At 66.3% G+C, this 24,198-nt stretch carries 10 protein-coding genes; 1 reads left to right on the plus strand and 9 read right to left on the minus strand.

Going from position 1 to position 24,198, the window contains the following annotated elements; translation table 11 throughout:
- Positions 1–30: 30 nt before the first annotated feature.
- Positions 31–9,969 carry an autotransporter-associated beta strand repeat-containing protein gene (locus ACCQ13_RS11680; protein WP_274391953.1) on the minus strand — a complete coding sequence of 3,313 codons (9,939 nt, stop codon included), beginning with the start codon at positions 9,967–9,969 and terminating at the stop codon, positions 31–33.
- Positions 9,970–10,677: 708 nt separating this feature from the next.
- Between ACCQ13_RS11680 and ACCQ13_RS11685 the strand changes: the two genes are divergently transcribed.
- Complete coding sequence (locus ACCQ13_RS11685; RefSeq protein WP_274392108.1) at positions 10,678–12,489, plus strand: EAL domain-containing protein; 1,812 nt, start codon at positions 10,678–10,680, stop codon at positions 12,487–12,489.
- Between the two features lie 99 nt (positions 12,490–12,588).
- Here ACCQ13_RS11685 and ACCQ13_RS11690 read toward each other — a convergent pair whose 3' ends face one another.
- The 8 genes from ACCQ13_RS11690 to ACCQ13_RS11725 form a co-directional block, all read right to left on the minus strand.
- Positions 12,589–13,515 carry a M14 family metallopeptidase gene (locus tag ACCQ13_RS11690; protein WP_274391954.1) on the minus strand — a complete coding sequence of 309 codons (927 nt, stop codon included), beginning with the start codon at positions 13,513–13,515 and terminating at the stop codon, positions 12,589–12,591.
- A gap of 522 nt (positions 13,516–14,037) precedes the next feature.
- Positions 14,038–14,295: a KGG domain-containing protein gene (locus ACCQ13_RS11695; RefSeq protein ID WP_104603666.1), complete on the minus strand. Its 258-nt coding sequence runs from the start codon at positions 14,293–14,295 to the stop codon at positions 14,038–14,040.
- Between the two features lie 549 nt (positions 14,296–14,844).
- Positions 14,845–15,591, minus strand: coding sequence for a uroporphyrinogen-III C-methyltransferase (cobA, locus tag ACCQ13_RS11700; RefSeq protein WP_211293002.1), 747 nt, complete (start codon positions 15,589–15,591; stop codon positions 14,845–14,847).
- A gap of 65 nt (positions 15,592–15,656) precedes the next feature.
- Positions 15,657–18,392, minus strand: a complete 2,736-nt coding sequence (locus tag ACCQ13_RS11705; protein WP_492012032.1) for a nitrate reductase — start codon at positions 18,390–18,392, stop codon at positions 15,657–15,659.
- Between the two features lie 59 nt (positions 18,393–18,451).
- Complete coding sequence (gene nirD / locus ACCQ13_RS11710) at positions 18,452–18,817, minus strand: nitrite reductase small subunit NirD (protein ID WP_274391956.1); 366 nt, start codon at positions 18,815–18,817, stop codon at positions 18,452–18,454.
- Positions 18,814–21,231 carry a nitrite reductase large subunit NirB gene (nirB, locus tag ACCQ13_RS11715; protein WP_249027643.1) on the minus strand — a complete coding sequence of 806 codons (2,418 nt, stop codon included), beginning with the start codon at positions 21,229–21,231 and terminating at the stop codon, positions 18,814–18,816. Before nirB ends, nirD begins: the two co-directional genes overlap by 4 nt.
- 58 nt (positions 21,232–21,289) lie before the next feature.
- On the minus strand, positions 21,290–22,459 hold the full coding sequence (locus ACCQ13_RS11720) for a nitrate/nitrite transporter (RefSeq protein WP_211293003.1): 1,170 nt from the start codon (positions 22,457–22,459) through the stop codon (positions 21,290–21,292).
- A 670-nt stretch (positions 22,460–23,129) separates the two neighbouring features.
- Entirely contained in the window at positions 23,130–24,194 is a 1,065-nt protein-coding gene (locus ACCQ13_RS11725) for a CmpA/NrtA family ABC transporter substrate-binding protein (RefSeq protein WP_104603669.1), read from the minus strand.
- Between the last annotated feature and the right edge of the window lie 4 nt (positions 24,195–24,198).

Raw genomic sequence — 24,198 nt, forward strand, 5'->3', positions numbered from 1 at the left:
GGTGTTTCGATGCCGCGCTACTGCGGCCGGTCAGAAACTCCAACCCCAGCTCAGCTGTCCTCCATAGGCGGTCTGGCCGTCACCGTTGAGTCCTTGCAAGGACACCGACATGCGGCTGTTGGGCGAGGTGACCAGGCTGAGTCCCACCTCGCCAATCGCTGCGTTCTTGGCCAGGCTGACGCCGTGCACCGTAAATGGCGCCTGCGTACCGACGAAGCCGGCCGACCGCCGCACCACACGATCACCGAAGGCATGTCGCCAGCCCAGCGATGCGTACAGGGCCGCCGGTTCGGCAAGCGCCCAGCGACCGCGCAGGCCCAGGGTGCTGGTGACGAACTCGTCGGTGGCGCCCTGCACCGCCAATCCGGAAATGCCTCCGCGTTCGCTGAAACCATCGGTCTTCAGGCGGGTGTAGTCGGCGGCAAGGAATGGGCTGTAGACCGCATCGCCGCTACGCCACTGCCAGGATGCTTCCAGCGAGGCGGTGACGGCGGTGGCATCGTAGTCGCTGGTGAGGCGTTCTTCGAGCACGCCCGGCAGCAGCACACGACGCGTGGCATCCACCGTGTAGTCGGCGTAGTCCACCGCAGCGTGCAGGGAGAACGCGGACCCGGCGAATTGGCCGTAGATACCCGCATGCGTGCCATCGATCCGGGCACGGTCGCCCCACTCCCGCGACCAGCTTTCGATGTCCTGGTTGCCCAACGCGACGCCGATCGCGCTGCGCTCGCCAATGCGACGTTCGGCGCCGGCCATGAGGCCGTTGTCTTCGCGGCGCACCGAATGCGTTTGCGCATCGCCGTCGATCCGGTTGGGCAGGCTGCGTCCAGTGATCCAGACCGTGGTCTGGCCGACCTGGGTGTCCTGGCTGTCGCCGCGCAGATGGTTGCCGATACCGCTGGCGAGGAAGCGGCTATCCAGCAGGGCGGTGGCGGTGCTGGCATGGCTTTCGCCCGACAGCGAGGTAAAGGCGATGGCGATCGCCGCAGGATCGTTGGGCAGACGCACAACCGACTGATACACCGGGTTGGTGATGGGCAGGCTGTCCACGCCGGCGGCAGCGGCTTGCTGGTTGGGGGGGGTGACCGTTTCGACCATCGCCACGGTATTGCGACCCAACTGAACCGACAAACCGGTGGCGCTGCTGCTCACGCTGGGCTCAAGGAAGGCGTGGTCGGAAACAACGTTGCTGAATTGCCCGCTCACCCCGCCGGCGGCGTTGAGGACAGGAATCTGGGTGAACGGCAACAGTTCGGTACCGCGCACCAACTGCAAGGTGTTGCCTGGCGCGACCACCGCTGCACCGCCGACCGCTACCGGCGTCACCGTTCCGTCTGCGCCCGGTGTGACCTGCAGGGTGGACCCGCTGCCGAACGTGGCAGTGCCGTCCACGCTGAGGGTGCCGTTGCTGCCACCGATCAACAGGCTGCCGCCAGCGAGATTCAGGCTGCCGATGGTGCCACCACCAGTGAGCGTGCCGCCCGGCCCCACCGTGACCGGCCCGCCAAGCGCGGCCCCCGGATTGGCGACGTTGCCAACGCTCAGGGTGCCGGCATTGACGGCGGTCGGCCCGGTGAAACCGCTGCTGTTGGCGGTGAGCAACAAGGTGCCCAGCCCATCCTTCACCAGCGTTCCCACGCCCGACAGCGTGCCGGCATACGTCCCGTTGATGTTCTGCAGGAAGGTCAGCGTGGCACTGTTGACGATATTGCCCGGCAGGCTGCTGGTGTTGCCGATCAGGTTGCCGGCGGTGATGGTGGTGCCGCCCAGATAGGTGTTGACGCCCGTCAGCGTGAGTGCACCGGCACCGGTCTTGATGAACGCACCGCTGCCGGTGATGTTGCCGGCATATGTGCCATCGCCGGCCTGGTCGAACGCCAGCACGGCATTGTTGAGGATGTTGCCTTGCAGGCTGGTGGCGTTGCCTTGCAAGGTGCCGCCGATGATGCTGGTACCGCCGCCGTAGGTGTTGGCACCATTCAGCGTCAGCACGCCGCCGCCCTGCTTCACCACGCTGCCCAAGCCGTTGATCGCCCCGGCAAAACTGCCGGCGCCAGCCTGGTCGAAGACCAACGTGGCATTGTTCACCACATTGCCCTGCAGGCTGGTGGTGTTGCCGATCAGACTGCCTGCACTGAGCAGCGTGCCGCCGGTATAGCTATTGGCCCCGGTCAGCTGCAGCGCGCCGGTGCCGGCTTTCTCCAGTGCGCCGGTGCCGCTGATCGCGCCCGCGTACACGCCACCGGTAGTCTGGTCGAAGACCAGTGTGGCGGCATTGGCGATATCGCCCTGTAGGCTGCTGGTGTCGCCGATCAGGCTGCCGGCCACGATGCGGGTACCGCCGGTGTAGCCGTTGGCACCGTCGAGCAACAAGGTGCCGGCGCTGTCCTTCACGACGCTGCCGGTCCCGGTGATCGAACCAGTGAACACGCCATCGCTGGCCTGATCGAACACCAGCGTGGCGTTGTCGACGATGGCGCCCTGCAGACTGGCGCTATCGCCCACCAGCGTGCCGGCATCGACCGTGGTGCCACCGGCGTAGCTGTTGTTGCCCGCCAGCGTCAAGGTGCCGGCATTGGTCTTGACCAGCGCACCGTTGCCGCCGATGTCGCCGGCCAGCGTCATCGCAGCGGGCGTGTCCACGGTGAGCGTGGCACCCAGCGTGACCGTATTGCCCAATGCCGTGGCGACCGCATTGGCGAGTACCGAATCGCCGGTCACCGACAACGCGCCGCCCCCCAGTGCGGTGTCACTGCCGACCAGCAGGGTGCCGTCGCCCAGCACGGTGCCGCCGACATAGCTGTTGGCACCGCTGAGCGCCAGCGTGGCCGAACCGCTCTTGACCAGGCCACCAGCGCCGCTGATGAGGCCGGACAGGCTCAGGTCGTTGCCGCCGAGCACGCCCACTGCGCCATCCAGCACCAGCGCATTGCCCACTGCCAGTGCCTGCGTGGCATCGAGCGCGGTGCCGGCGGCGGCGGTCAGCACGCCGCTGCCAAGCGCCTGCGCATTGCCCAGCAGCAAGCTGCCGCCATTCAATGCCGTGCCGCCGGCATAGGTATTGGCCGCATCCAGCACCAGGGTGCCGGTATCGAGCTTCTGCAGCGTGCCAGTGCCGCCGATGGACGCCGCGATGGTACCGGTGACGCCGGGATCCACCCGAATGATGGTGTTGGCGGCATTGGCGCTCAGCGTGCCGCTGCCGCTCAGGACATATCCGTCGGTGATGAATTGCAGGCCGGTGATGCCCTGGTTGCCCTGCACGTCCACCACACCGGCGCTACCGCCGAAGACGGCGAAGCCATTCTGCCAATCGCTGTTGGTCAGGCCATCGAGCGCGGTCCAGTTGGTGGCGCCCGCCACCCAGGTGCCGGTGCCGCCGTCGATGCCCCCATTGGCGATGAGCTGCGCGCCGTCCCAGAATTGCACCGTGCTGCCGGGCGCATTCACCACCACGTTGACCTGCTGGGCGAGCGCGGTCTGCACGGTCAGCTGGGCAGGGTCCACGCTGACAGGCAGCGTGCCCAGGCCCAGGCCGTTGTCGGTCAGTGCACCGGTGTAGTCGATCAGGCGGTAGACGCCACTGCCGAAACCGCCGATATCGGTGATGTTGAGCGTCCCGTCCAGCGTGAGGTTGCCGTTGACCGCCAGGACCCCTGTCTGGCTGGGCACTCCCAGGAACGCGTCGAGCGTGGCGTTGGGCGCCATGCTCAGGCTGCCGGTGGTCAGCAATGCACCGCTGTTGACCACCAGCCGGCCGCCATCGTTGACGGTGACTGCCGCATCGACCACGCCGCTGCCGCCCAGCGTGGCGCCGGCGGCTACGCTCAGGCCGCCAACGCTGGCCAGCGTGCCATCCACCGCCAGCGTGCCGCCGGTGACCTGGATGGTGCCGCCCAGGGCGCTGGTGCCGGTGAGCTGCAAGGTGCCGCTGCCGCGCTTGTCCAGGTTGCCGGTATCACTGAAGCTGCCGGCAAAAGTCCGGTCGCTGTTGTCGGCGCCCAGCTGCAGCGTGCTGCCGCCGGCGATCGCGACCTCGCCCTGCCCGCTCACCGCATTCAACGCCGTCGTGCTGCCCAGAGCCAGTCCGGCACCGGCGGCGACATCCACCGTGCCGGCGCTGCCCAGCGAGCCGGTGGCCGAGGTGGCAAGCACGCCGGCCTGCACCGCCACCGGGCCGCTGACGCTATTGGCGCCGGACAGGGTCAGGCGTCCGTTGCCGCTCTTGGTCAGCGCCCCGGTGCCACTCAGTACGCCGGTCAAGGTCAGATCCGCTGCGCTGGCAATGCCCAGATTGGCGCTCAGGTCGATGTTGTTGCCCAGCGTCAGTGCGACCGCATTGCTCAGGATGCCATCGCCCAGCACCGACAGGCTGCCGGCGCCCAGCGCGGTATTGCTGCCCAGTGCCAGGCTGCCGGCATTCAAAACGCTACCGCCGAGGTAGCTGTTGTTGCCGTCCAGCGTGAGCGTGGCGGCACCGTTCTTGACAAGGCTTCCGGTACCGCCGATGGCTCCGGACAGGCCCAGGTCGTTGCTGCCAAGCATCGTCACCGCGCCATCGAGCGCCACCGCATTGCCGATGGTCAAGGCCTGGGTGGCATCCAGGCTGGTCCCCGTGGCCGCGGTCAGGGTGCCGCTGCCCAGCGCCTGCGTATTGCCCAGTACCAGGGTGCCGCCGCTGAGCGAGGTGCCGCCGGCATAGGTATTGGCCGCAACGAGCACCAGGGTGCCGGTGTCGAGCTTCTGCACGCCCCCGACTCCGGTGATGGCGACATTGATCGTGGCACTGACGCCGGGATCGACACGCACCGCCGTCAGCGGGGCACTCACCTCCAGCGCGCCGCCTCCGGCATCGCTGAGCTGATAGCCATCGCTGACGAATTGCAGGCCGCCGACGCCTTGTATCCCCTGCATGCCCACGCTGCCGGCGGTGCCGGAAAACACCGCGAAACCGCCTTGCCAGGTGCTGTTGATCGACCCGTTCTGGTTGGTCCAGTTGGTTGCCGCGCCCCAGACACCGGCGCCGCCTTCCACGCTGCCGTTGGCCGTGGTCTGCACGCCATCCCAGAATTGCACGATGCTGCCCGGCACGCTGACCACCAGATTGATCTGCTGGCCGATCGCGGTCTGCAGCGCCAGCTGGCTGATGTCGATGCTGCCGGGAATGCTGCCGAACAGCACGCCGTTGTCGGTCAGTGCCCCGGTGTAGTCGATCAGCCGATAGACGCCGGTTCCAAAGCCGCCCAGATCGGTGATGTTGAGCGTCCCATCCAGGGTCAGATCGCCGTTGACCGCGAGCAGCCGGGTGACGCTGGGCGCGGCCAGCGCCACGTCCAGCGACGCGCCCGGGGCCAGGGTCAGCCCTGCGACACTGAGCGAGCTGCCACTGGTCAACGCCAGCCGGCCGCCATCGCCGATGGTGACGCCGCTGGCAATGGCCCCGTTGCCGCCGCTACCGGTCAGGGTGCCGCCCAGCCCGACGTCCAGCGCGCTCGTGCCCAGGTTGCCCACGACATCCAGGGTGCCGCCACTGACCTGGGTGGCGCCACCGATCGCGCTGGTGCCGAGCAGGCGTAGCGTGCCGGTGCCGATCTTGTCGAGCGCACCGCCGCCTGCCAGCGCACCGGCGAAGTCGCCACTGCCCAGTTGCAGGGTGCTGCCGGCAGCGATGTCCACGCTGCCGGCGCCGCTGAGTGCGCCGATCAGCCCCCCGCCGACCAGGTTCAACGCGGCGCCTGCCGCGATATCAATGGTGCCCGGGGCGCCCAGTGCCGCCGCCGTGCTGGCCACCACGGTACCGTTCTGGATCGCCAGCGGGCCGGTGTAGGTGTTGCTGCCGCTCAGCGTCAAGGTGCCCAGGCCGGTCTTGGTCAGCGCGCCGGCACCGCCGAGGCTGCCGCTGGCCAGCATGTCTGCCGCGTTGTCCACGGTGAGCGCAGCGCCCAGATCGATACCATTGCTCAAGGCCACGGCAATGGCATTGCTCAGGGTCGACGCGCCAGTCACCGAGAGGCTGCCGCTCCCCAGCGCAGTATCGGCCCCGACCGCGAGCGTGCCGGCGACAAGCGTGGTGCCGCCGGTGTAACTGTTGCCCGCATTGAGCGACACGGTGCTGCCGCCGGTCTTGACCAGGCTGCCGCTGCCGGCGATTGCGCCGTTCAATGCCAGCTCGTTGCTGCCGACCAGGGTGAGCTGGTTGTTCAATTGCAACGCGTTGTCGATGCCAAGCGCGGCGGTGGTATCAAGCTCGGCCACCCCATCGACCGACAGACCACCCGTGCCCATCGCCGTGGCGGTGCCGAGCAGCAGGCGCCCGCCCCCCAGCGCGACGCCACCGTCGAAGGTATTGGCGTTGCCCAGCGTCAAGCTGGCGCCGCCTTGCTTGACGAGGCTGCCGACGCCACCGATGACGCCGCCAAGCACCATGTCCTGCGTGCCGGGCAGCGTCAGCGCACCGTTCAACGTGAGCGCATTGGCCAAGCTCACCGCGCTGCTGGCATCCAGCGTGGTGCCCGCCGCAGCGCTGAGCGTGCCCGTGCCCAGCGCGGTGTTGCTCCCCACCACCACGGTACCGGCCTGCAGTTGCAGCCCGCCCGACCAACTATTGGTGCCATTGAGGACGAGTGTTTGTGTGCCGTTCTTGAGCAGACTTCCCGCGCCAGCGATGTCGCCATCGAGCGTGAGGTTCTGGCCATCGATGCCCAATGCCCCATCGACCGTCAGCGCGTTCTGCAGCGCCAACGCGGTGCCGGCGGTGAGCTGCGTGCCGCCTGCGGCGCTGAGCGCACCGGTGCCGAGCGCGGTGTTGCTGCCCACCACCAACGTGCCCGCGTCCAACCGCGTGCCACCGCTGTAGAGATTGTTGCCGGCAAGGCTCAACGCACCGCCGCCTTGCTTGATGAGGCTACCCGCTCCACTGATGCTGCCGGTCAGGCCAAGGCTATTGTTTCCGACCACAGACAGGGCGCCATTCACGACCACATCATTGACCAGCGTGGTGGCCACCGTGGCCTGCAACTGAGTGCCATTGGCGGCGGTCAGGATGCCGCTGCCCAGCGCCGTGGCGCTGCCAACCAGCAAGGCGCCGCCATTGAGATCCACGCCGCCGACGAAGGTATTGGCACCGGTCAGTGCCAGGGTCGCGGCGCCGTTCTTGACCAGGCCGGCACTTCCGCCGACCAGGCCATTGAGCGCGATGTCCTGGCTGCCCGCCAGCTGCAGGTCGGCATCCAGCACGACAGCGTTGGTCAGGCTGCGCGCCGCAGTGCTATCGAGCACGCCGCCGGCAACGGTCAGAGTGCCGCTTCCCAGCGCGGCGTCGCTGCCCAGCACCAGGCTGCCCGCGCTCAGGCGCGTGCCGCCGTTGTAGCTGTTGTTTCCGCTCAAGGTCAGGCTGGCGGCACCGAGCTTGTCCAGGCCACCGGGACCGCTGAGGTCCCCGGTAAGGCTCAATGCGGTACTGCCGCCGATATTGACCAGACCCGTCAACGCAATGGCATTGGCGAGTGTGCTGATCGCCAGGGTGTCCAGCGTGGTGCCGGCGGCGGCAGTGAGCGTCCCCAGGCCAAGTGCGGTGTCACTGGCGATGGTGAGCCTGCCCGCGCTCAGCGTGGTGCCGCCACTGAACAAATTATTGCCGCCAAGCGTGAGATCGCCGGCGCCGGATTTGACCAGGCTCCCCGCACCGCCGATGGCGCCGTTCAGCGTCAGCGCCTGCGCGCCGTCCAGGGTCAGCGCACCGCTGTTCAACGCGATGGCGGTATTCAAGGTGGTGGCTGCGGTGTTCTGCAACGTGGCGTTGCCAGCCACTGTCAATGCGCCGCCGCCGAGTGCGGCGGCATTGCCAAGCTGCAAGGTGCCCGCGCTGAGCGTGGTCCCCCCGCTGTAGGTATTGAGACCAGTCAAGGCGAGCGTGCCGGCTCCCAGTTTGTTCAACCCGCCGGTGCCGGCGATGGTGCCGGCCAGCGTCAGCGCGGTGCCATTGCTGCCAACGCCCAAGGTGCCGGTGAGCGCCAGCGTATTGCCGACGACGGTCGCCGCGCTTGCATCGAGCACGCCACCGCTGGCGTTCAGGCCGCCGGTTCCCAGCGCGGCGCCGGCACCGACCAGCAGCCGCCCCGCGCTCAGGGTGGTGCCGCCGGTATAGCTGTTGCCGCTGGCCAGGGTCAGATCGCCGAGGCCGCTTTTGATGAGGCTGCCGCTGCCGTCGATGGTGCCCGCCAGCGTCAACGCCTGCGTGCCGGTCCAGCTCAAGGGCCCGGCCAGGTTGACGGCGTTGGTCACCGTCAATGGCGCACTGCCGCTGAGGTTGGCTGCGCCGGTGACATTCAGCGCGCCGCTGCCCAGGGCGGAATTGCTGCCCAACTGCAAGGTGCCTGCCGCCAGCGTGGTGCCGCCGAGATAGGTATTGTTTCCGCTCAACGCCAGCGTACCGGCCCCGGTCTTGTCGAGGCCGCCGGCCCCGGACAGCGTACCGGTCAGACTGAGCGCGTTGCCGCTTGCGCCCACGCCCAGGGGATTGACCAGCGCGAACGCATTGCTGAGCGTCACGGGAGCGGTGGTGTCCAGCAGGCCGCCGGCCGCAGTCACCGTGCCGGTGCCTAGTGCATCGTTGCTGCCCACCGTCAGCGTCCCGCCGCCCAGGGTGACGCCCCCGTTGAAGCTGTTGGAGCCGGTCAGGGTCAGCCCACCGATCCCGTTTTTGACCAGGCCGCCCGCGCCGGTGATGCTGCTGCCGATGGTGTAGCCAGTGTTGCCCTGCACGGTCAAACCGCCGGCACCCAGCGTGATGCCGGCGCTGGGGGCCAGGGTCAGCCCGGCCGCCGTGGCCTCCAGTGCACCGCCATTTGCGGTGATCGCCGACCCCAGTTGCGCGGGTGTGGCCATTTGCAGCACGCCACCGTTGAGCGCACTGCTTCCGAAATTGCTTGCGCCGGTCAGCGACCAGGTGCCGCTATTGACGCGCAAGGTGCTGAAATTGATGTACTGGTCGGTGCTCAACGTGCCCGAGCCCGTATTTCCGCTCCCGGTGCCGGTCACCGCGTTCTGCAGCAACAGGGTATTGCTGCCGCCGGCACCGCCATCCACCACGCCGGTCCGCGCAAAGCTCAGCAGTCCGCCGGGGCCCAGCACTTCCAGCGCCAGCCCGCCGCCACTGCTGATGCTGCTGCCGGTGACTGCGGTGAAGGTATTGGTACTGCCCGCTCCCATCGACACGCTGCCAGTGATGCTGCCGCCGTTGATGAAGGTGTTGCCCGCGGCCGAACTCTGGAACGCGACCCGGCCTTCGATGGTGTTGGTGTTGACGGCATTGACGGTACCGCCACCGCTGACCGCGATCACCGGGGTGTCCGCACCCAGCAGCGAAAGATTCAACAGCGCTCTGCTGCTGATGAGCCCGGCATTGTTGATCTGCACGGTGCCGTTGCTGGCCGAGGTTATGCCCAATGCCATGCCGTCGAGGTTGAGCAGATTGGCCCCGATCAGGCCGCCGGTGCCGTAGATCGCGCCGCCGGCCAGATTGTTGGCGGTCACTGCTGTCGAGCTGGCATTGCCCATCGTGACACCAGTGCCCAACACCGACAGCAGGCCGAGGATGGATGGATCGATCGTGCCAGCGTTGTTGAGCGTGGCATTGGTGCCACCAAGCGCCACTGCGGTTCCTCCCAGCAGCCCCGCCGTCATCTGCGTGCCCGCTGCCACGTTGATGGTGAGATTGTTCGCGCTGCTGGCAAAACTATTGCCAATGCCTGCCAACCCAGTGCAGGTGACCGTCGCACCCGCCACCGGCACTGCCGGTGTACACGCCGACCAGGCCAGGGCGGGAGCGGCCGCCCCCGCGGCCAGGATCACCAGCTGCGGCAGTGCCCTGCGCGTCGCCCCGGGCTTGCGACGCCGACGCACCAGTTCATGCGTGACGACCCAGTTTCCGATGGTGGCGTTCCAGACGAGCGCAAATGCACGATTCATTTTTATTTCCCCCTGGTGACTGACGGGCGCAGCAGTACCGCCGCGCCGATGCATGGCTGTGCTTGCCGCTGGCGGCAATGCATTCAAAATTCATTCTTGATGACGCGCACGGGACGCCGCTCCTCACGTGGAGCAACCAAACTTGTTAATACCAATCGCTTGAAAACGGTGAAGGATTAATAGTCGAATCAAGGCCGGTGAAACTGTGATTAATATCACAAACCCCTGTATTCGAAATGGGCTCTCACGTAAATTGTCGAATAGTTTGCTCGCGTTCGCTCATCCATCGAAAATCGGCGCTCGCTTACTTTAATCGCCGAAAATGCGCAATATTTATCGATTTTTTTGCCGAAAAAGCAGCCTCTAGAGTGGAGTGGTTGCGGATGGTCGTCACGCAGTCACTAGCTCCAGGATTCGCAGAAATATAAGAGTGACACCCAGCTCCTCGCTCGCCGATTATCCGTTGAAAAGTATTGTCCCGTGCGCTCACGCATCGGCTCGGTTAATAAGACCAATTACATGAAGCAACGGGTTGAAAGCCTGATTGAAATTGAACCTATTTTTTCAGGAAGAGGTCGATTACCCATGGCAAAGACCGTTCAGTTGTACGGAAGAAGGCCGGTGTGGCGATTATCCTGCGGGGGCCACCCCAGTAACGGCTTGTCACCTCACGACGACCTGCGTATGTTTCTAGTAGGCGTGCAGCGCGTGATCTGCGACACGGAACCTGACGACATGACGTCCTCTCCAGGAAACAACATGCAGGAACGCCAGTCCGACTGGTCGGGTGTGCCGATCGACCTGGGTGGCATGGAGCCACTGGAGCAGATTGCGCGCCTGCTGTGTCACGCCCTGGTGGCGCCGGCCGCCGCGCTCACCATTACCGAGGGGGGGCGCATGCGCGTGCTGGCCGCGCGCGGCGTGGATCCGGATCACGTCGAACAGGCCATTGCGCTATGTCCGCCGGCAGCAAGCTCGGCCAGCGGCGTTGTCGAACGGGTGGAGCACGATGCCCTGGCATCGATTCAACTCGGCGACGCGGCATTTCCCGGATTGCCTGCCCGGTTCATCGCCTGTGTGCCGGTTGGCGCACCGCAAACCGGTATCTGCGGCACGCTGTGCGTCATCGACACGCGCGAGCGCCGCCTGGCCAGCCAGGAACATCAGCAGCTGCGCATGTTCGCCAACGTCGCCGCCGCACAGCTCGAACTGCAGTTCGGCGCGGGCCGCCGCGAACCGCATAGCGGGCTGTTCAATGCGCGCCAGTTGCAATCGGACCTGGATGCGCTGGCCATGGGCAACCAGCACGTAGCGACCATCGCCGCCTTCATCGAGGTTTACGACGCGCAGGCCGCCAATGAAGCGCGCCAGGTGCTGGGCATGCAACCGCTGGAAGAATTGATCCGGCATGCCAGCTACGTACTGACCCGCGCATTGCGTGGCAAGGCGACGGTGTATCACGTTGCCTCGATGCGGTTTGCGTTCTTCCTGCTCAATTCCGCACCCGACGAGATGGAAGACCTGCTACTGGATCTGCGCGACATGCTGCAAAAGCCGGTGGATGCCGCCGGGGTACCGATGTCGCTGACCTTCCATGCTGGCGTGGTGCGGTTCGCTCCGCAGCAGCCAGACACCAACGATGTGATGCGCAAGGGCCTGGTTGCACTTGGCGATGCCATCGGCAATCACGCCATCGTCTGCTGGTACAACGCCTCGCACGACGATGCCATCCAGCGCTCCTACCGGCTGGCGCTGGATGCCGAGGATGCCTTGAAAGCTGGCGAGTTCCGCCTGGTGTTCCAGCCACGCATCAACCTGCTGGATCTGTCGGTGACCGGCTTCGAGGCGCTGCTGCGCTGGCAGCATGCCAGCCTGGGGCCCATCGGACCGGATGAATTCATCCCGCTGTTCGAAAAGACCGCGCTGATGTGCACGGTCACCAACTGGGTCATCGAGAACGCACTACTGCAACTGGCGCAGTGGCGCGCCCAGGGGCTGGAATTCTCGATTTCGATCAATTTGTCTTCGCGCGACTTCGGCAACACCAACCTGGCGGCGGATGTCATCGACCGCTGTCGCGCGCTGGCGATTCCCACCACGCGGATCGAGTTGGAAATCACCGAAGGCCGTTGGCTACGCAGCAATGTGGAGGCGGTTCCCCGTCTACGCGCCCTGCGCGACGCCGGGGTGAGCGTGGCCATCGACGACTTCGGCACCGGCTATAGCAACTTCGGCTACCTCACCGAGCTGCCGGTCAACGTGCTCAAACTGGACCGGTCACTGGTGACCGGCATCGCCGAAAAATCCGGCATGCAGACGCGCGCCGAAGCGGTGGTGCGGCTGGCCAGTGCACTGGGGTATCGCACCGTGGCCGAGGGCGTGGAGCACGCCGACGAAATCGCGCTGTTGCGCAGCTGGGGCTGTGACGAGGCGCAGGGCTATCTATTGTCCAGGCCGATGGAGGCGCACCTGGTGGCTGCTTATGTGCGCCAGGCCACCGAGCAACAGCGGCTACCCTGACGCCGATCTAGCGGCGGCGAGTCCGCCTGCGACAGAGACGCACTGCCGCAGCACGGCCACGGCACGCACCCATCCCTGCAAGTGCACTCGGTGCGCAGGTCAATTGCCCGGATGCGCCAACGCATGATCCAGCGCAGCGCAGATGGCCGTCACCTGCGCTGTATTGCATTGGGCGGGCGTCGCGCCGGGACTGTCCGGATAGACCTCGGTGGTGGTGCGGTAGCGTGCATCGGTCATCCCCGCGCACAAGCCCAGGCGCCGCACCGGGTAGTGGATGACACCATGATCGACCACCGGAGCACCGATGATCCGACCGTGCGCATCGGGCGGGGCAATATGCGTGACCTTCGCCACCGCCGCGATGATCGCCTGCTGGAAGCCCGGCTGCGGATCCTCGCTATCGCCCACCAGATAGAACCCATCAGGGATGCTGCCCGGCACGAACGCCACACCGTCGCGCGCGGCCAGTGCAGGACGGAATTCGTGTTCGTCGCTATCGGTGGTTTCGTGCAGGTCGATGTGCACCAGCATCCGGCCCGGCATGGCCGCGACCAGTTGCATCAGCGCGGCCGATTCGGCGGCAGGGCTGTGCGGGCGGAATGCGCGGTTCGGATCCACCGCCTCGGCATTCCAGCGCTGGATACGCTCGTATCCCCATGGATTGACGCATGCTGCGACCAGCAGGTTGATCCTGCCAGCATAGGCCGCACCGTATTGTTGCAGGAACTGCAGCGCTCCCTGCACGCCGCTGGTCTCGTAGCCGTGTACGCCGCCGGTGACCAGCGCGCACGGCAGTGCGGCATCCCAGGTGGCGCTGCGCAGTGCCAGCAGTCGGTAGCGATCGCCTGCCGAGACGATGCTGCCGTAGTGCTCGCGCGCATAGCCAGTGGCCAGGGCATTGATCGGCTGCTCGACCTCCACCGCATAACTGCGCCGGGGGAACTGACGCGCGCGCCAGGCATTGCGCTCGGCTTCTTCCCAGGGCTGTCCCGGAGTGCCAATCGGATAGGTCTGTTGCATGGTCATGGGCGAACCGTAGTGCGGGTGAACGCAGCACAATACCGGCAAGCGGCACTCGTGCGAGAAGCCCGCAGCGCCGGAACCCTGCACCACCCTGACAATCCAGCGGCTTACCCCCTGCCCTGCGGTGCCACGTGCCCACAGCGTGCTCCACCGCAAAATCCAGCCGGCGCCAGGTGCGTACAGCCTGTACGCGGAGTGCAGGAAATGCACTCCGATGTTGCCTTCGACGGCCGCTGGTGCAGCTTTGTACTGCAATCGATGGCAAGAATGCTGCAGGTTTGCAGTAACATTTATCCACTAGGCGGGCGACGATAGTTCAATCAGTTACACGCCATCCGGTGATGTCCGAGGTCTACGCATGGATGCACACGGCCGATGAATGCAATCGATTGCTGTCCTTGAGGCGCCTGTCTGCACGCCTACTTCCCAAACTGGCCATGCGCGCCCAAGGTGGCGTGCGCGCATGCCGAGCAGACACCCCGGCTTAAGGAGGACCGGCACGCCCAGGAGCGTGCCGGTCCTCGATCATGCGGATTCTTCCTGCGGCTTGGCCTGCTTGGAGCGCCCGCCTTTGCTGCCGATGCGCGACATGTGGTCGCGGTCGCGACTGACGGCCTGGCCGCCCTTGCGGCCCGCTTCGCGTGCCTCGTCGCTGGTGAACTCGTGCGCGTTGCCGCTGGCATGCGCAGCCTTGCCGCCGCTGCTGGCCAGGATGCGGCGCTTCTCCGGGTCCAATGCTGCAAAACCACGCCGGCTACGGGTGTTGTTCTGTCCGTCTTCCACTGTGCCTCCTCTGATCCATCGGTACGTCATTGGGTAATCGGTGTACCGCAACAATCGTGCCAACCCGGAAAACCAGGCTGGGCGGTGGAAACTGGGCAAATGCAGGAAAAAACCGCTGCGCTGGCAGTGCAAATCTTGCACACCTGACCGCGGTCGCGTGGCTGCCTCGCCGCGCACGTAGCGAGCGCCACCAAGCCTGGCGGGGCTGAGGGCGGCCAACACACCGTTGCGCTGGCGCGAAACGGTGCCCCGGCGAGACGCCCATGACGCATGCCGAACCGGCGTCATCTCTGGCCTGAAGCTACGGGCAGATCGGCACACGGATGGATGAGTCGTGCACTCGGCGGCTATGTCACCGGTGTCTTTTTTTGCCCTGGACATTCTGGATGGAGCGCGGGACGACTGCGCCCGCGCTGAAGCACCACGGGCGTCTGTCGACAGACCTGGAGTAACCGCGTTGCAGCTGCCCACTCCCCCCGACGACAGCCCTGCCGAGGGCGCCACCACCGGTGGTCTGGGGCCGCAGGCGATTGGAAGCGCCGTGGCGGTTCAGCCCATTGCCTGTTGCAGCAAGGTGGGCGCGCGATCATCGCAGGCCAGCGCCGCTTCGCCGAGCGCCTCGCCTACCAGCAGCAGAGTCGGCAAGCCCGGCAGCAGTGCCGCTGCGGTGGCACCCAGTTCGCCCAGCGTGGTGAGCCGACGTTGCTGGTCGGGGCGCGTGGCCGCCTGCACAATGGCGGCTGGCGTACTGGCCGGCAGATGCGCCAGCAGCGCCGCCGCCAGCGCCTCCGTGCGCCGCAGGCCCATGTAGATGCCCAGCGTGGTGCCGCTGGCGGCCAGTGCCCCCCAGTTCGGCTCGCCGTGGTCGTGCGTATGCGCCGTGACGAAGGTGATGCCGTGGCAATACTCGCGATGGGTCAACGAGACTTGCAGCGCGGCGGCGGCGGCGAACGCGGCGCTGACGCCGTTAATCACCTGCACACCGACACCGGCGCGACGCAGGAAGCCGATCTCTTCGCCAGCCCGCCCGAACAACAAGGCATCGCCACCCTTGACGCGCACCACGCGCAGACCCTGCAGCGCGTAGCGCCGCATCAGCCGACAAATGAATTCTTGCGGCGTGGAGCGGCAACCGCCGCGCTTGCCGACGCGGATCACGCGCGCCTGCGGTGCCAGTTCCACGATCTGTGGGTTGGCCAGGTCGTCGAGCAACAGCACCTGCGCCACTGCCAGCGCCTTGACCGCCTTGATGGTCAGCAGTTCCAGATCGCCGGGACCGGCAGACAACAACACCACATCACGCGCGCAGGAAGGGATGACGGACATGAGAGATCTCGCAGTGTGTGGAGGGGTGAAGCGCATCAGGCCAGCCGCGGTTGGCGGCACAGCCGGGTCAGTTGCGGAACGCAGGAGCCGCAGACGGTGCCGCAGCCCAGGCGTTGTTTGAGCTGTGCCACATCGGCGCCGTCGTCGATGGCCGCATGGATCGCCGACGCCGCGACATTCATGCAGGTGCAGACGATCGGATCGCTGGGCACAGCAGGCGTCTGTGCGAACACCGCCAGCCGCGCGCAGCGCCACGGCTTGCCTGCCAACGCGGTGCTCAGCAGCGCCTGATTGGCCTCGCTGGGCTGCGCGGCAGTGAGCAACAGGCCGTCGATATGACTGAGCCCGTGCTGCGTTCGCCAGCCGACGCGGCGCATCAGCCCACGGCGCAGATCGCGGTATTCCAGAACATCGGCGCCGGCGGGCAGCTGCAAGGCGGCGACCAGGCGATCGATCCAGCCAGCCTCGGGCGCACGCTCACAGGCGGCATGCAGCACCGCCCACTCACCGGCGGCCTCCGGCAAGGGTTCGGCATGCAGGCGCAGGCTGGCATAGCCGCAGTCGCGCAGCAGCGGCTGCAGCGCCTGTTGCAGCGCCAGTGTATCGCCGCGCCGCGCGGCCAGCAGATGCCAGCCGAACACCGCCTTTTCCACCCGCACCGCCGCGTGCTTGAGCTCGGGCTGCTGCGAGCGCGCATCCACTGCCGGCGTACTCACTTCGTTGATGCCGCCGCTGGAAAGGGTCTGCCCGCTCCAGTGCATCGCCGCGAACACGGTGCCCGAGCGCAGCTCGTCGGACAGTTCCAGCGGCAGCACCAGCGCGCCACGCTTGCTGGCCACCTGCACCAGTTCGCCGGCCAACAAGCCGCGCCGCGCCGCATCGTCCGGATGCATGCGCAAAGACGGTTCGGGACTGTGCGCAAACGCAGCCGCCACCCGCCCGGTGCGCGACATGCCATGCCACTGGTCGCGCAGGCGACCGGTCAGCAGCCGCATCGGGAAGCGCGCCGAGGTCGCCTCGGCCACCTTGCGATACGGGGTGGCATGGAAGCGCGCACGCCCATTGTCAGTGGCGAAGACGCCATCGGTATAACGCCGCGCCTGCCCCTGCGTGCTGCCGGCTGGAAACGGCCATTGCTGCGGACCGGTATCCAGCACTGCGTAATCCAGCCCGCCGATGTCCAGGTCGCGGCCCACCGTCAACGCGCGGTGTTCGTCGAAGACCTGCGCGGTGGTGTCGAAGGCGAACAGCCCGGCCGCGGCGCCGGGTTGCAACTTGGCCTCCAGCCGGCGTGCCACCGCGTTGGCGATCCACCAATCCGCACGCGACTGGCCCGGTGGATCCACCGCCTTGCGCACGCGGGTGATGCGGCGCTCGGAGTTGGTCACGGTGCCGTCCTTTTCGCCCCAGCTGGCGGCAGGCAGCAGCACATCGGCATACGGCACGGTGTCGGTGCCGGAAAACGCCTCCTGCACGATCACCAGCTCGGCCTGCTCCAGCGCCGCGCGAATGCCGGCCACCTCCGGCATCGAGTGCACGGGATTGGTGCACACGATCCACACCGCCTTCAGCGTGCCGGCACGTAGGCGTTCAAACAATTCCACGGCCGGCGTGCCCGGCGTGGGGCTGATGCGCCCGGCCGGCACGCCCCACAGCGCTTCCACCTCCGCGCGATGCGCGGCATTGCCGATCTCGCGGTGCGCCGCCAGCATCGTCGCCATGCCGCCCACCTCGCGCCCGCCCATCGCATTGGGCTGGCCGGTCAACGAAAACGGGCCTGCACCGGGTTTGCCGATCTGCGCGGTGGCCAGGTGCAGATTGATCAATGCCAGGTTCTTGTCGGTGCCGTGCGCCGACTGGTTCAAGCCCATGCAATACAGCGACAGCGCCGCCGGGCTGCGCCCGAACCACTCGGCCGCCTGCACCAAGTCCTCATGCGAGATCCCGCAGATCTCGGCGCTCATGCGCGGGGTGTATTCGCGCAGCATCCGCTTGAGGGCATCGAACTCCTGGGTATGGCCCGCAACGAAACGCGCATCCACCAGACCCTCCCAGATCAGGTGATGCAACATGCCGTTGAAGAGCGCAACGTCGGTCCCCGGTTCGATCGCCAGGTGCAGGTCGGCCATGGCCGCGGTGTCGGTACGGCGCGGATCGATCACGATCCAGCGAATCTCCGGGTTGCGTGCACGCGCAGCTTCCAGCCGGCGAAACAGCACCGGGTGCGCGTAAGCCATGTTGCTGCCGGCAAACAGCACCGTCTGCGCCAGCTCCAGGTCTTCATAACAGGTGGGCGGGCCGTCTGCGCCCAGCGCAAGCTTGTAGCCGGTGACGGCGCTGGACATGCACAGCCGCGAATTGGTGTCGATGTTATTGGTGCCGATCAGACCCTTGGCCAGCTTGTTGAAGACGTAATAGTCCTCGGTGAGCAACTGCCCGGACAGATAGAACGCCACCGCATCCGGGCCATGCGCCTGGATGATGGCCGCCAGTTTGCTGGTGACATGCTGCAAGGCCTGATCCCAGCTCACCGGCGCACGCTGCGCCTGCCGGTGCCGACGCAACTCGGGGGCCAGCACGCGCCCCTGCGTGCTGGTGGTGGTTTGCGGCAACGCCAGCCCCTTGCTGCACAGACGGCCATGATTGGCCGGGTGCTGCGGGTCGCCTTCGATGCCCACGATGCGCTCGCCGGCAGCATCGTGCTCACTGTGGATCAACACGCCGCAGCCGACACCGCAGTAGCAACAGGTCGAGCGCGTGATGCGGTGCATCGGCGATGCCGCAGACGCGTGCGCAGCGGTCTCCGATGCCGGCGGCGGCAGGCCCTCGCTCATGCGGCCGGCTCGGCAACGGCCTGGGGCTCGGGGACCGGCTGCAACACGATCCACACCGCACCGGCCTCCACCTTCACCGGATACCGCGGGGCGCAGCCCACGTCCGGTGCACAGGCCTGCCCGCTCTGCAGGCCGATCGCCCAGCCATGCAATGGGCAGGTCACCGTGTCGCCGGCCACGATCCCTTGCGATAAAGGGCCACCCTTGTGCGGGCAACGATCGCGCAGCGCAAATACCTGATCGCTAGCGGCGCGGAAGATGGCGATCGGCGGCAGGCCGTCGACCTCCAGCACGCGCGCACCCAGCGCCGGCAACTCCTGCAAGGCACACACATGCACCCACGCGTGATTGGGCATGCTCATTCCTCCACCGTTGCCGCAGGCGCCGCGATCCGCAGCGGTTGATATTCCTGGCGACGCTCGCCGGCGATGCGTGCCTTCCACGGGTCGACCAGGCCTTCCAGCGAAAACAGCAGGCGCTCGTACAGCGCTCGCCGGTTTGCCGCGTCGTCCACCACCTGCGCACGGATGTAATCCAGGCCCACGCGTGCGATGTAGTGCACCGTGCGGTCCAGGTAATAGGCCTGCTCGCGGTACAGCTGCAAAAATGCGCCGGTGTACTCGCGCACTTCCTCGGCGGTACTCACCTTGACCAGGAAACGCGCCACCTCGGTCTTGATGCCGCCGTTGCCGCCCACGTGCAGCTCCCAGCCCGAGTCCACCGCGATGATGCCCACGTCCTTGATGCCGGATTCGGCGCAATTGCGCGGGCAGCCGGACACCGCCAGCTTCACCTTGTGCGGGCTCCACATATTGGCCAGCATGGTCTCCAGGTCGATACCCATTTGCGTGCTGTTCTGCGTGCCGAAGCGGCAGAACTCGCTGCCCACGCAGGTCTTCACCGTGCGGATCGACTTGCCGTAGGCATGGCCCGACGGCATGCCCAGATCGCGCCACACATCCACCAGATCTTCTTTCTTGACCCCGAGCAGATCGATGCGCTGGCCACCGGTGACCTTGACCATCGGCACCGCGTACTTGTCGGCCACATCGGCAATGCGGCGCAGCTCGCCGGCATTGGTCACCCCGCCCTTCATCTGCGGAATCACCGAGAAGGTGCCGTCTTTCTGGATGTTGGCGTGTGCGCGCTCGTTGATGAAACGCGATTGCGGATCATCGATGGCCTCATGCGGCCACGTCGACAGCATGTAGTAGTTGATCGCCGGCCGGCAGGTCGCGCAACCGTTGGGCGTGCGCCATTCCATGAAGGCGTAGGCCTGCGCATGGGTGAGCAGCTTGTGCTCGCGGATGGCGCGGCGCACCTCGCCGTGACTCAGGTCGGTACACGCGCAGACCGCCTTGGTCTTTGGGGTTTCCTGGAAATTGGAGCCCAGGCAGTTCATCAGGATCTGCTCCACCAACCCGGTGCACGAGCCGCAGGAACTCGCTGCCTTGGTGTGCTTCTTCACTTCATCGACGGTGAACAGGCCCTGTTCGCTGATCGCCTTGACAATCGTGCCCTTGCACACGCCGTTGCAGCCACAGACTTCATCGCTGTCGGCCATTGCGCTGGCGCGGTCCTGGCCGCCGGTGCCGGCATCGCCCAGTGCGCTTTCGCCGAAGATCAACTGATCGCGCTGCGCCTGGATCGGCGTGCCGTCCTTGAGCAGCTTGAAATACCAGCCGCCATCACTGGTGTCGCCATACAGGCAGGCTCCCACCAGCACGTCGTCGCGTATCACCAGCTTCTTGTAGACGCCGCCGGCCGGATCGGACAACACGATCTCCTCGCAGCCATCGCCCCCCATGAAATCGCCGGCCGAAAATAGATCGATGCCGGTGACCTTGAGCTTGGTCGCCGCCACCGAGCCGCGATAGATACCAATGCCGAATTGCGCCAGATGGTTCGCGCACACCTTGGCCTGCTCGAACAACGGCGCCACCAAGCCGTAGGCGATACCACGATGGTTTGCGCATTCGCCCACCGCATACACGCGTGGGTCGAAGCTCTGCAGGCTGTCGTTGACCACGATGCCGCGCGAGCAGTGGATGCCGGCTTCTTCGGCAAGGCGCGTGTTGGGGCGGATGCCGGCGGCCATCACCACCAGATCGGCCGGGATTTCGCTGCCATCGGCGAATCTGGCCCCGATCACTTCGCCCTGCGCATTGCCGAGCAGCGCGCTGGTGGCGGTGTTCAAGCGAAATTCCAGGCCACGTGCGCGCAGTGCCTGTTGCAGCAGGTTGCCGGCCACCGGGTCGAGCTGGCGTTCCAGCAGCCAGCCGGCCAGGTGCACCACGGTCACGTCCATGCCGCGCACCTTCAAGCCATTGGCCGCTTCCAGGCCAAGCAGGCCGCCGCCGATCACCACCGCATGCTGCTTGCTGCGCGCAGTGTCGATCATGGTGCGGGTGTCCTGGATATCGCGATATCCGATCACGCCCTTCAGCGCATTGCCCGGGATCGGCAGCACGAACGGCACCGAGCCGGTGGCGATCAGCAGGCGGTCGTACTCGGCCTCGGTGCCGTCGGCGGCAATCACCCGGCGGCGCACGCGATCGATACGGGTGACTTCGGTGTTCAAATGCAGATGGATGCCGTTGTCGCGATACCACTGCAACGGGTTCAACACGATGTCGTCGAACTCCTGCTCGCCGGCCAGCACCGGCGACAGCAGGATGCGGTTGTAGTTGGGATGCGGCTCGGCGCCGAACACGGTGATGTGGTACATGCCCGGCATCAGCTTGAGCAGTTCCTCCACGGTGCGGATGCCGGCCATGCCATTGCCGATGACGACGAGTCTGGGTTGCTTCATTGCCTGAATTCCTGTCGACATGTCAGACGCGCGCCGCGCCGGCGGTGGACCATTCGCTGCGCCACTGGGTCTTGACGCCCGCCAGCAATCCCCAGCCGCCAAGCGCGAACGCCGCGAACAACCACATGCCCAACGCATAGCTGCCGGTGTGCTGCTTGAGCACGCCCAACCCGGCCGCAAGCACAAAACCGCCGATGCCGCCGGCCATGCCGATCAAGCCGGTCATTACCCCGATATCCTGGCCGAAGCGCTGCGGCACCAGCTGGAACACCGCACCATTGCCGGCGCCCAGGCACAACAACGTCAGCACGAACAACGCCAGCGTGATCGTCGCGCCGCCGGCACCGAACCCGGCAATGCCTACCAGCGTAGCGACCAGCAGATACACCGCCAGCAAGGCACGCGTGCCGCCCACGCGGTCGGCGATCACGCCGCCCAACGGGCGCATCACCGAACCGGCCAGCACGCAGGCCGCAGTGGCCCAGCCCGCAGTACGCGCGTCGAAATCGAACTGATCGTGGAAGTACCCCGGCAAGGCACTGGCAAAGCCGGAAAAGCCACCGAAGGTGATCGCGTAGAACAACATGAAGCGCCACGCGTCGCGGTTGCCCACCAGCACGCGACCATAATCGGACCACTGCTTGCGTGCGACCGGTGTCGGTGCCTCCTTGGCAATCGACGCAAACACCATCAGCGTGAGCACCAACGGGATGCAGGCCAGCCCGAACACGTTTTGATAGCCGAAGGCGGCAGCAAGCATCGGGGCGAACAACGCCGCCAGCACCGTGCCGGAATTGCCTGCACCGGCAATCCCCATCGCGGTGCCCTGATGCTCGGGTGGATACCAGCGCGATGCCAGCGGCAACGCCACCGCAAATGAAGCACCGGCGATACCGAGCAGCACACCCAGCAGCAGCGCCTGCCCCATGCTGTGCACGCCCAGTTGCCAGGCGCCGAACAGTGCAGCGATCACCGCGAGCTGCGCGACCATGCCGGCGCGCTTGGCGCCGATGCGATCGGCGAACATGCCCAGCACCAGGCGCAACACCGCCCCGCACAGAATCGGCACCGCCACCATCAGGGCGCGCTGCTGTGTATCCAGGCCCAGCGATTGCGCAATCGGCACCTGCAACGGACCGAGCAGATACCACACCATGAAACTCAGGTCGAAATACAGGAAGGAAGCGAACAACGTGGGCGTGTGCCCGGATCGCCAGAACGAGCGCTGCATAGGGACCTCTTCGAATGCGATGGTCAAAAAAAAACGGCGCCCTCCGGTAAACCGGAAGGACGCCGTTGTCCTGGATGCGTGCGGATCGTCGTTGAACCGCCGCACCGTGTACGGGTTGTTGCAGGCACGCCGTTGCACCTGCACGTCAGTGCTACGCAATCACCGTGCCAACTTGTTCACCCGGGCATCATGACCAGACAAGTCGTTGAAAAATGGTTGATTTGATTGTGAGACGTCTGCCCATTACGGGATGCAGCGGTGCTGGTGCCAGTGCCTCGTTCCCGGCTTTCGTGCAGTGATGCACCAAACCTGTGCGGTGGGTTTTCGAAGTGTCGCCGCGTGCCGGTCAGTGCGCGGCACCAAGCCGGAGCAGCCACTGGATCGCTCGCCCCATGCACACCGACCATCTCGACCGGTCCTTGCCCGCTCACCGTCGCGGGACCTTATGCGGCATGGATGCCGCATAAGAGCCTACATGGACGTACTTGCGGCGTGTCCCGCGATGGTGGGCGGGCAAGGGCCTTGCAGCCACGTCTCAGATCAATGCTGAAGCACGTAATGCACAATTCAACCAACAAGCGCCAGACGCGTTTTTCGGCTTGAATACTGCGAGAAGGCGCAACCAGCCGCCTCAAAGCGTGTTGAACAACCGATTGCTGCGGTGATCGCTGTCCGGCACTGCCACACCCACGCGCGCCGCAGCACGACGGTAGTTGTCCAGGCGATGGATATCGCGTAACCGCGCAATATCGTCGTGCTGGATGGCATGCCACCCCCACCGCTGGAACTGGCTCAGGAACCATTCGCCATCGGACAGCCACGGCATGTTCACCGCACCGTCGCGATGAAAGGCCAGCGACGTCGCATCGACATGCGGTGCATCGGCGTCGGCATCCAGGCACGCAGCAAGATGCGCTGCCGACACCCCGATATGCTGCGGTTCGGCCAGCCACTGCGCACACTGTGCGCGGTGGTCTGGCCCGGTATCCAGCCAGCGGCAGGCCTCCAGCACGCAGGCCGTCAGCTGCTGCGTCAGCTCTGGCTGCAGGGCGGCAAATTCGCGCCGGCACGCCAGCACCTTTTCCGGATGGCCGGGCCACAGCTCACCGCTGCGGATGACCCGTGTCCCCACGCCTTGCGCCTGTGCCACGGCCGCCCACGGCTCGCCGGAGCAATAGCCATCCACCAGCCCGCTGCCCAGCGCGTCGGGCATCTGCGGCGGCGGGATGCTGAGCACATCGACAGCACGCATCGGGTCCACCCCGCCGGCGGCCAGCCAGTAATACAGCCACAACGCATGCGTACCGGTGGGAAAGGTCTGCGCAAAGACCGCGCGTCGCCCCAGGCCGGCCAGTGCCTGCGGCAACGCCTGGCCGTCGGCCAGCGCCTGCGCCAAGGCAGGCGCCAGGGTGATCGCCTGACCGTTGTGGTTGAGCGTCATCAGCAAGGCCATCGCGCATTGCGGCCCGGCAATGCCCAGGTCGATGGCGTACACCAGGCTGGCCAGCGCGTGGGCGGCCTCCACCTCGCCCGCCAGCAGTCGATCGCGCACGCCCGCCCACGAGGCCTGCCGTTGCAGATCCAGGTGCAGGCCATGCGCATGGTCCAGCCCCAGCCGCTGCGCAGCCACCAGCGGCGCGCAATCGATCAGCGGCATATAGGCCACGCGCAGTACGGGAAGGTCGGCTCGACTCATCGGT

Source organism: Xanthomonas sp. NCPPB 1638, assembly GCF_041475635.2.
In the GTDB taxonomy this organism is placed as follows: Bacteria; Pseudomonadota; Gammaproteobacteria; order Xanthomonadales; family Xanthomonadaceae; genus Xanthomonas; species Xanthomonas cucurbitae.

What these genes read in the sequence shown, in the direction of transcription:
- ACCQ13_RS11680 (WP_274391953.1), bottom strand. Translation starts at nt 9,969, where the DNA reads ATGAATCGTGCATTTGCGCTCGTCTGGAACGCCACCATCGGAAACTGG.
- ACCQ13_RS11690 (WP_274391954.1), bottom strand. Translation starts at nt 13,515, where the DNA reads ATGACCATGCAACAGACCTATCCGATTGGCACTCCGGGACAGCCCTGG.
- ACCQ13_RS11705 (WP_492012032.1), bottom strand. Translation starts at nt 18,392, where the DNA reads ATGCACCGCATCACGCGCTCGACCTGTTGCTACTGCGGTGTCGGCTGC.
- nirD (WP_274391956.1), bottom strand. Translation starts at nt 18,817, where the DNA reads ATGAGCATGCCCAATCACGCGTGGGTGCATGTGTGTGCCTTGCAGGAG.
- nirB (WP_249027643.1), bottom strand. Translation starts at nt 21,231, where the DNA reads ATGGCCGGCATCCGCACCGTGGAGGAACTGCTCAAGCTGATGCCGGGC.
- ACCQ13_RS11725 (WP_104603669.1), bottom strand. Translation starts at nt 24,194, where the DNA reads ATGAGTCGAGCCGACCTTCCCGTACTGCGCGTGGCCTATATGCCGCTG.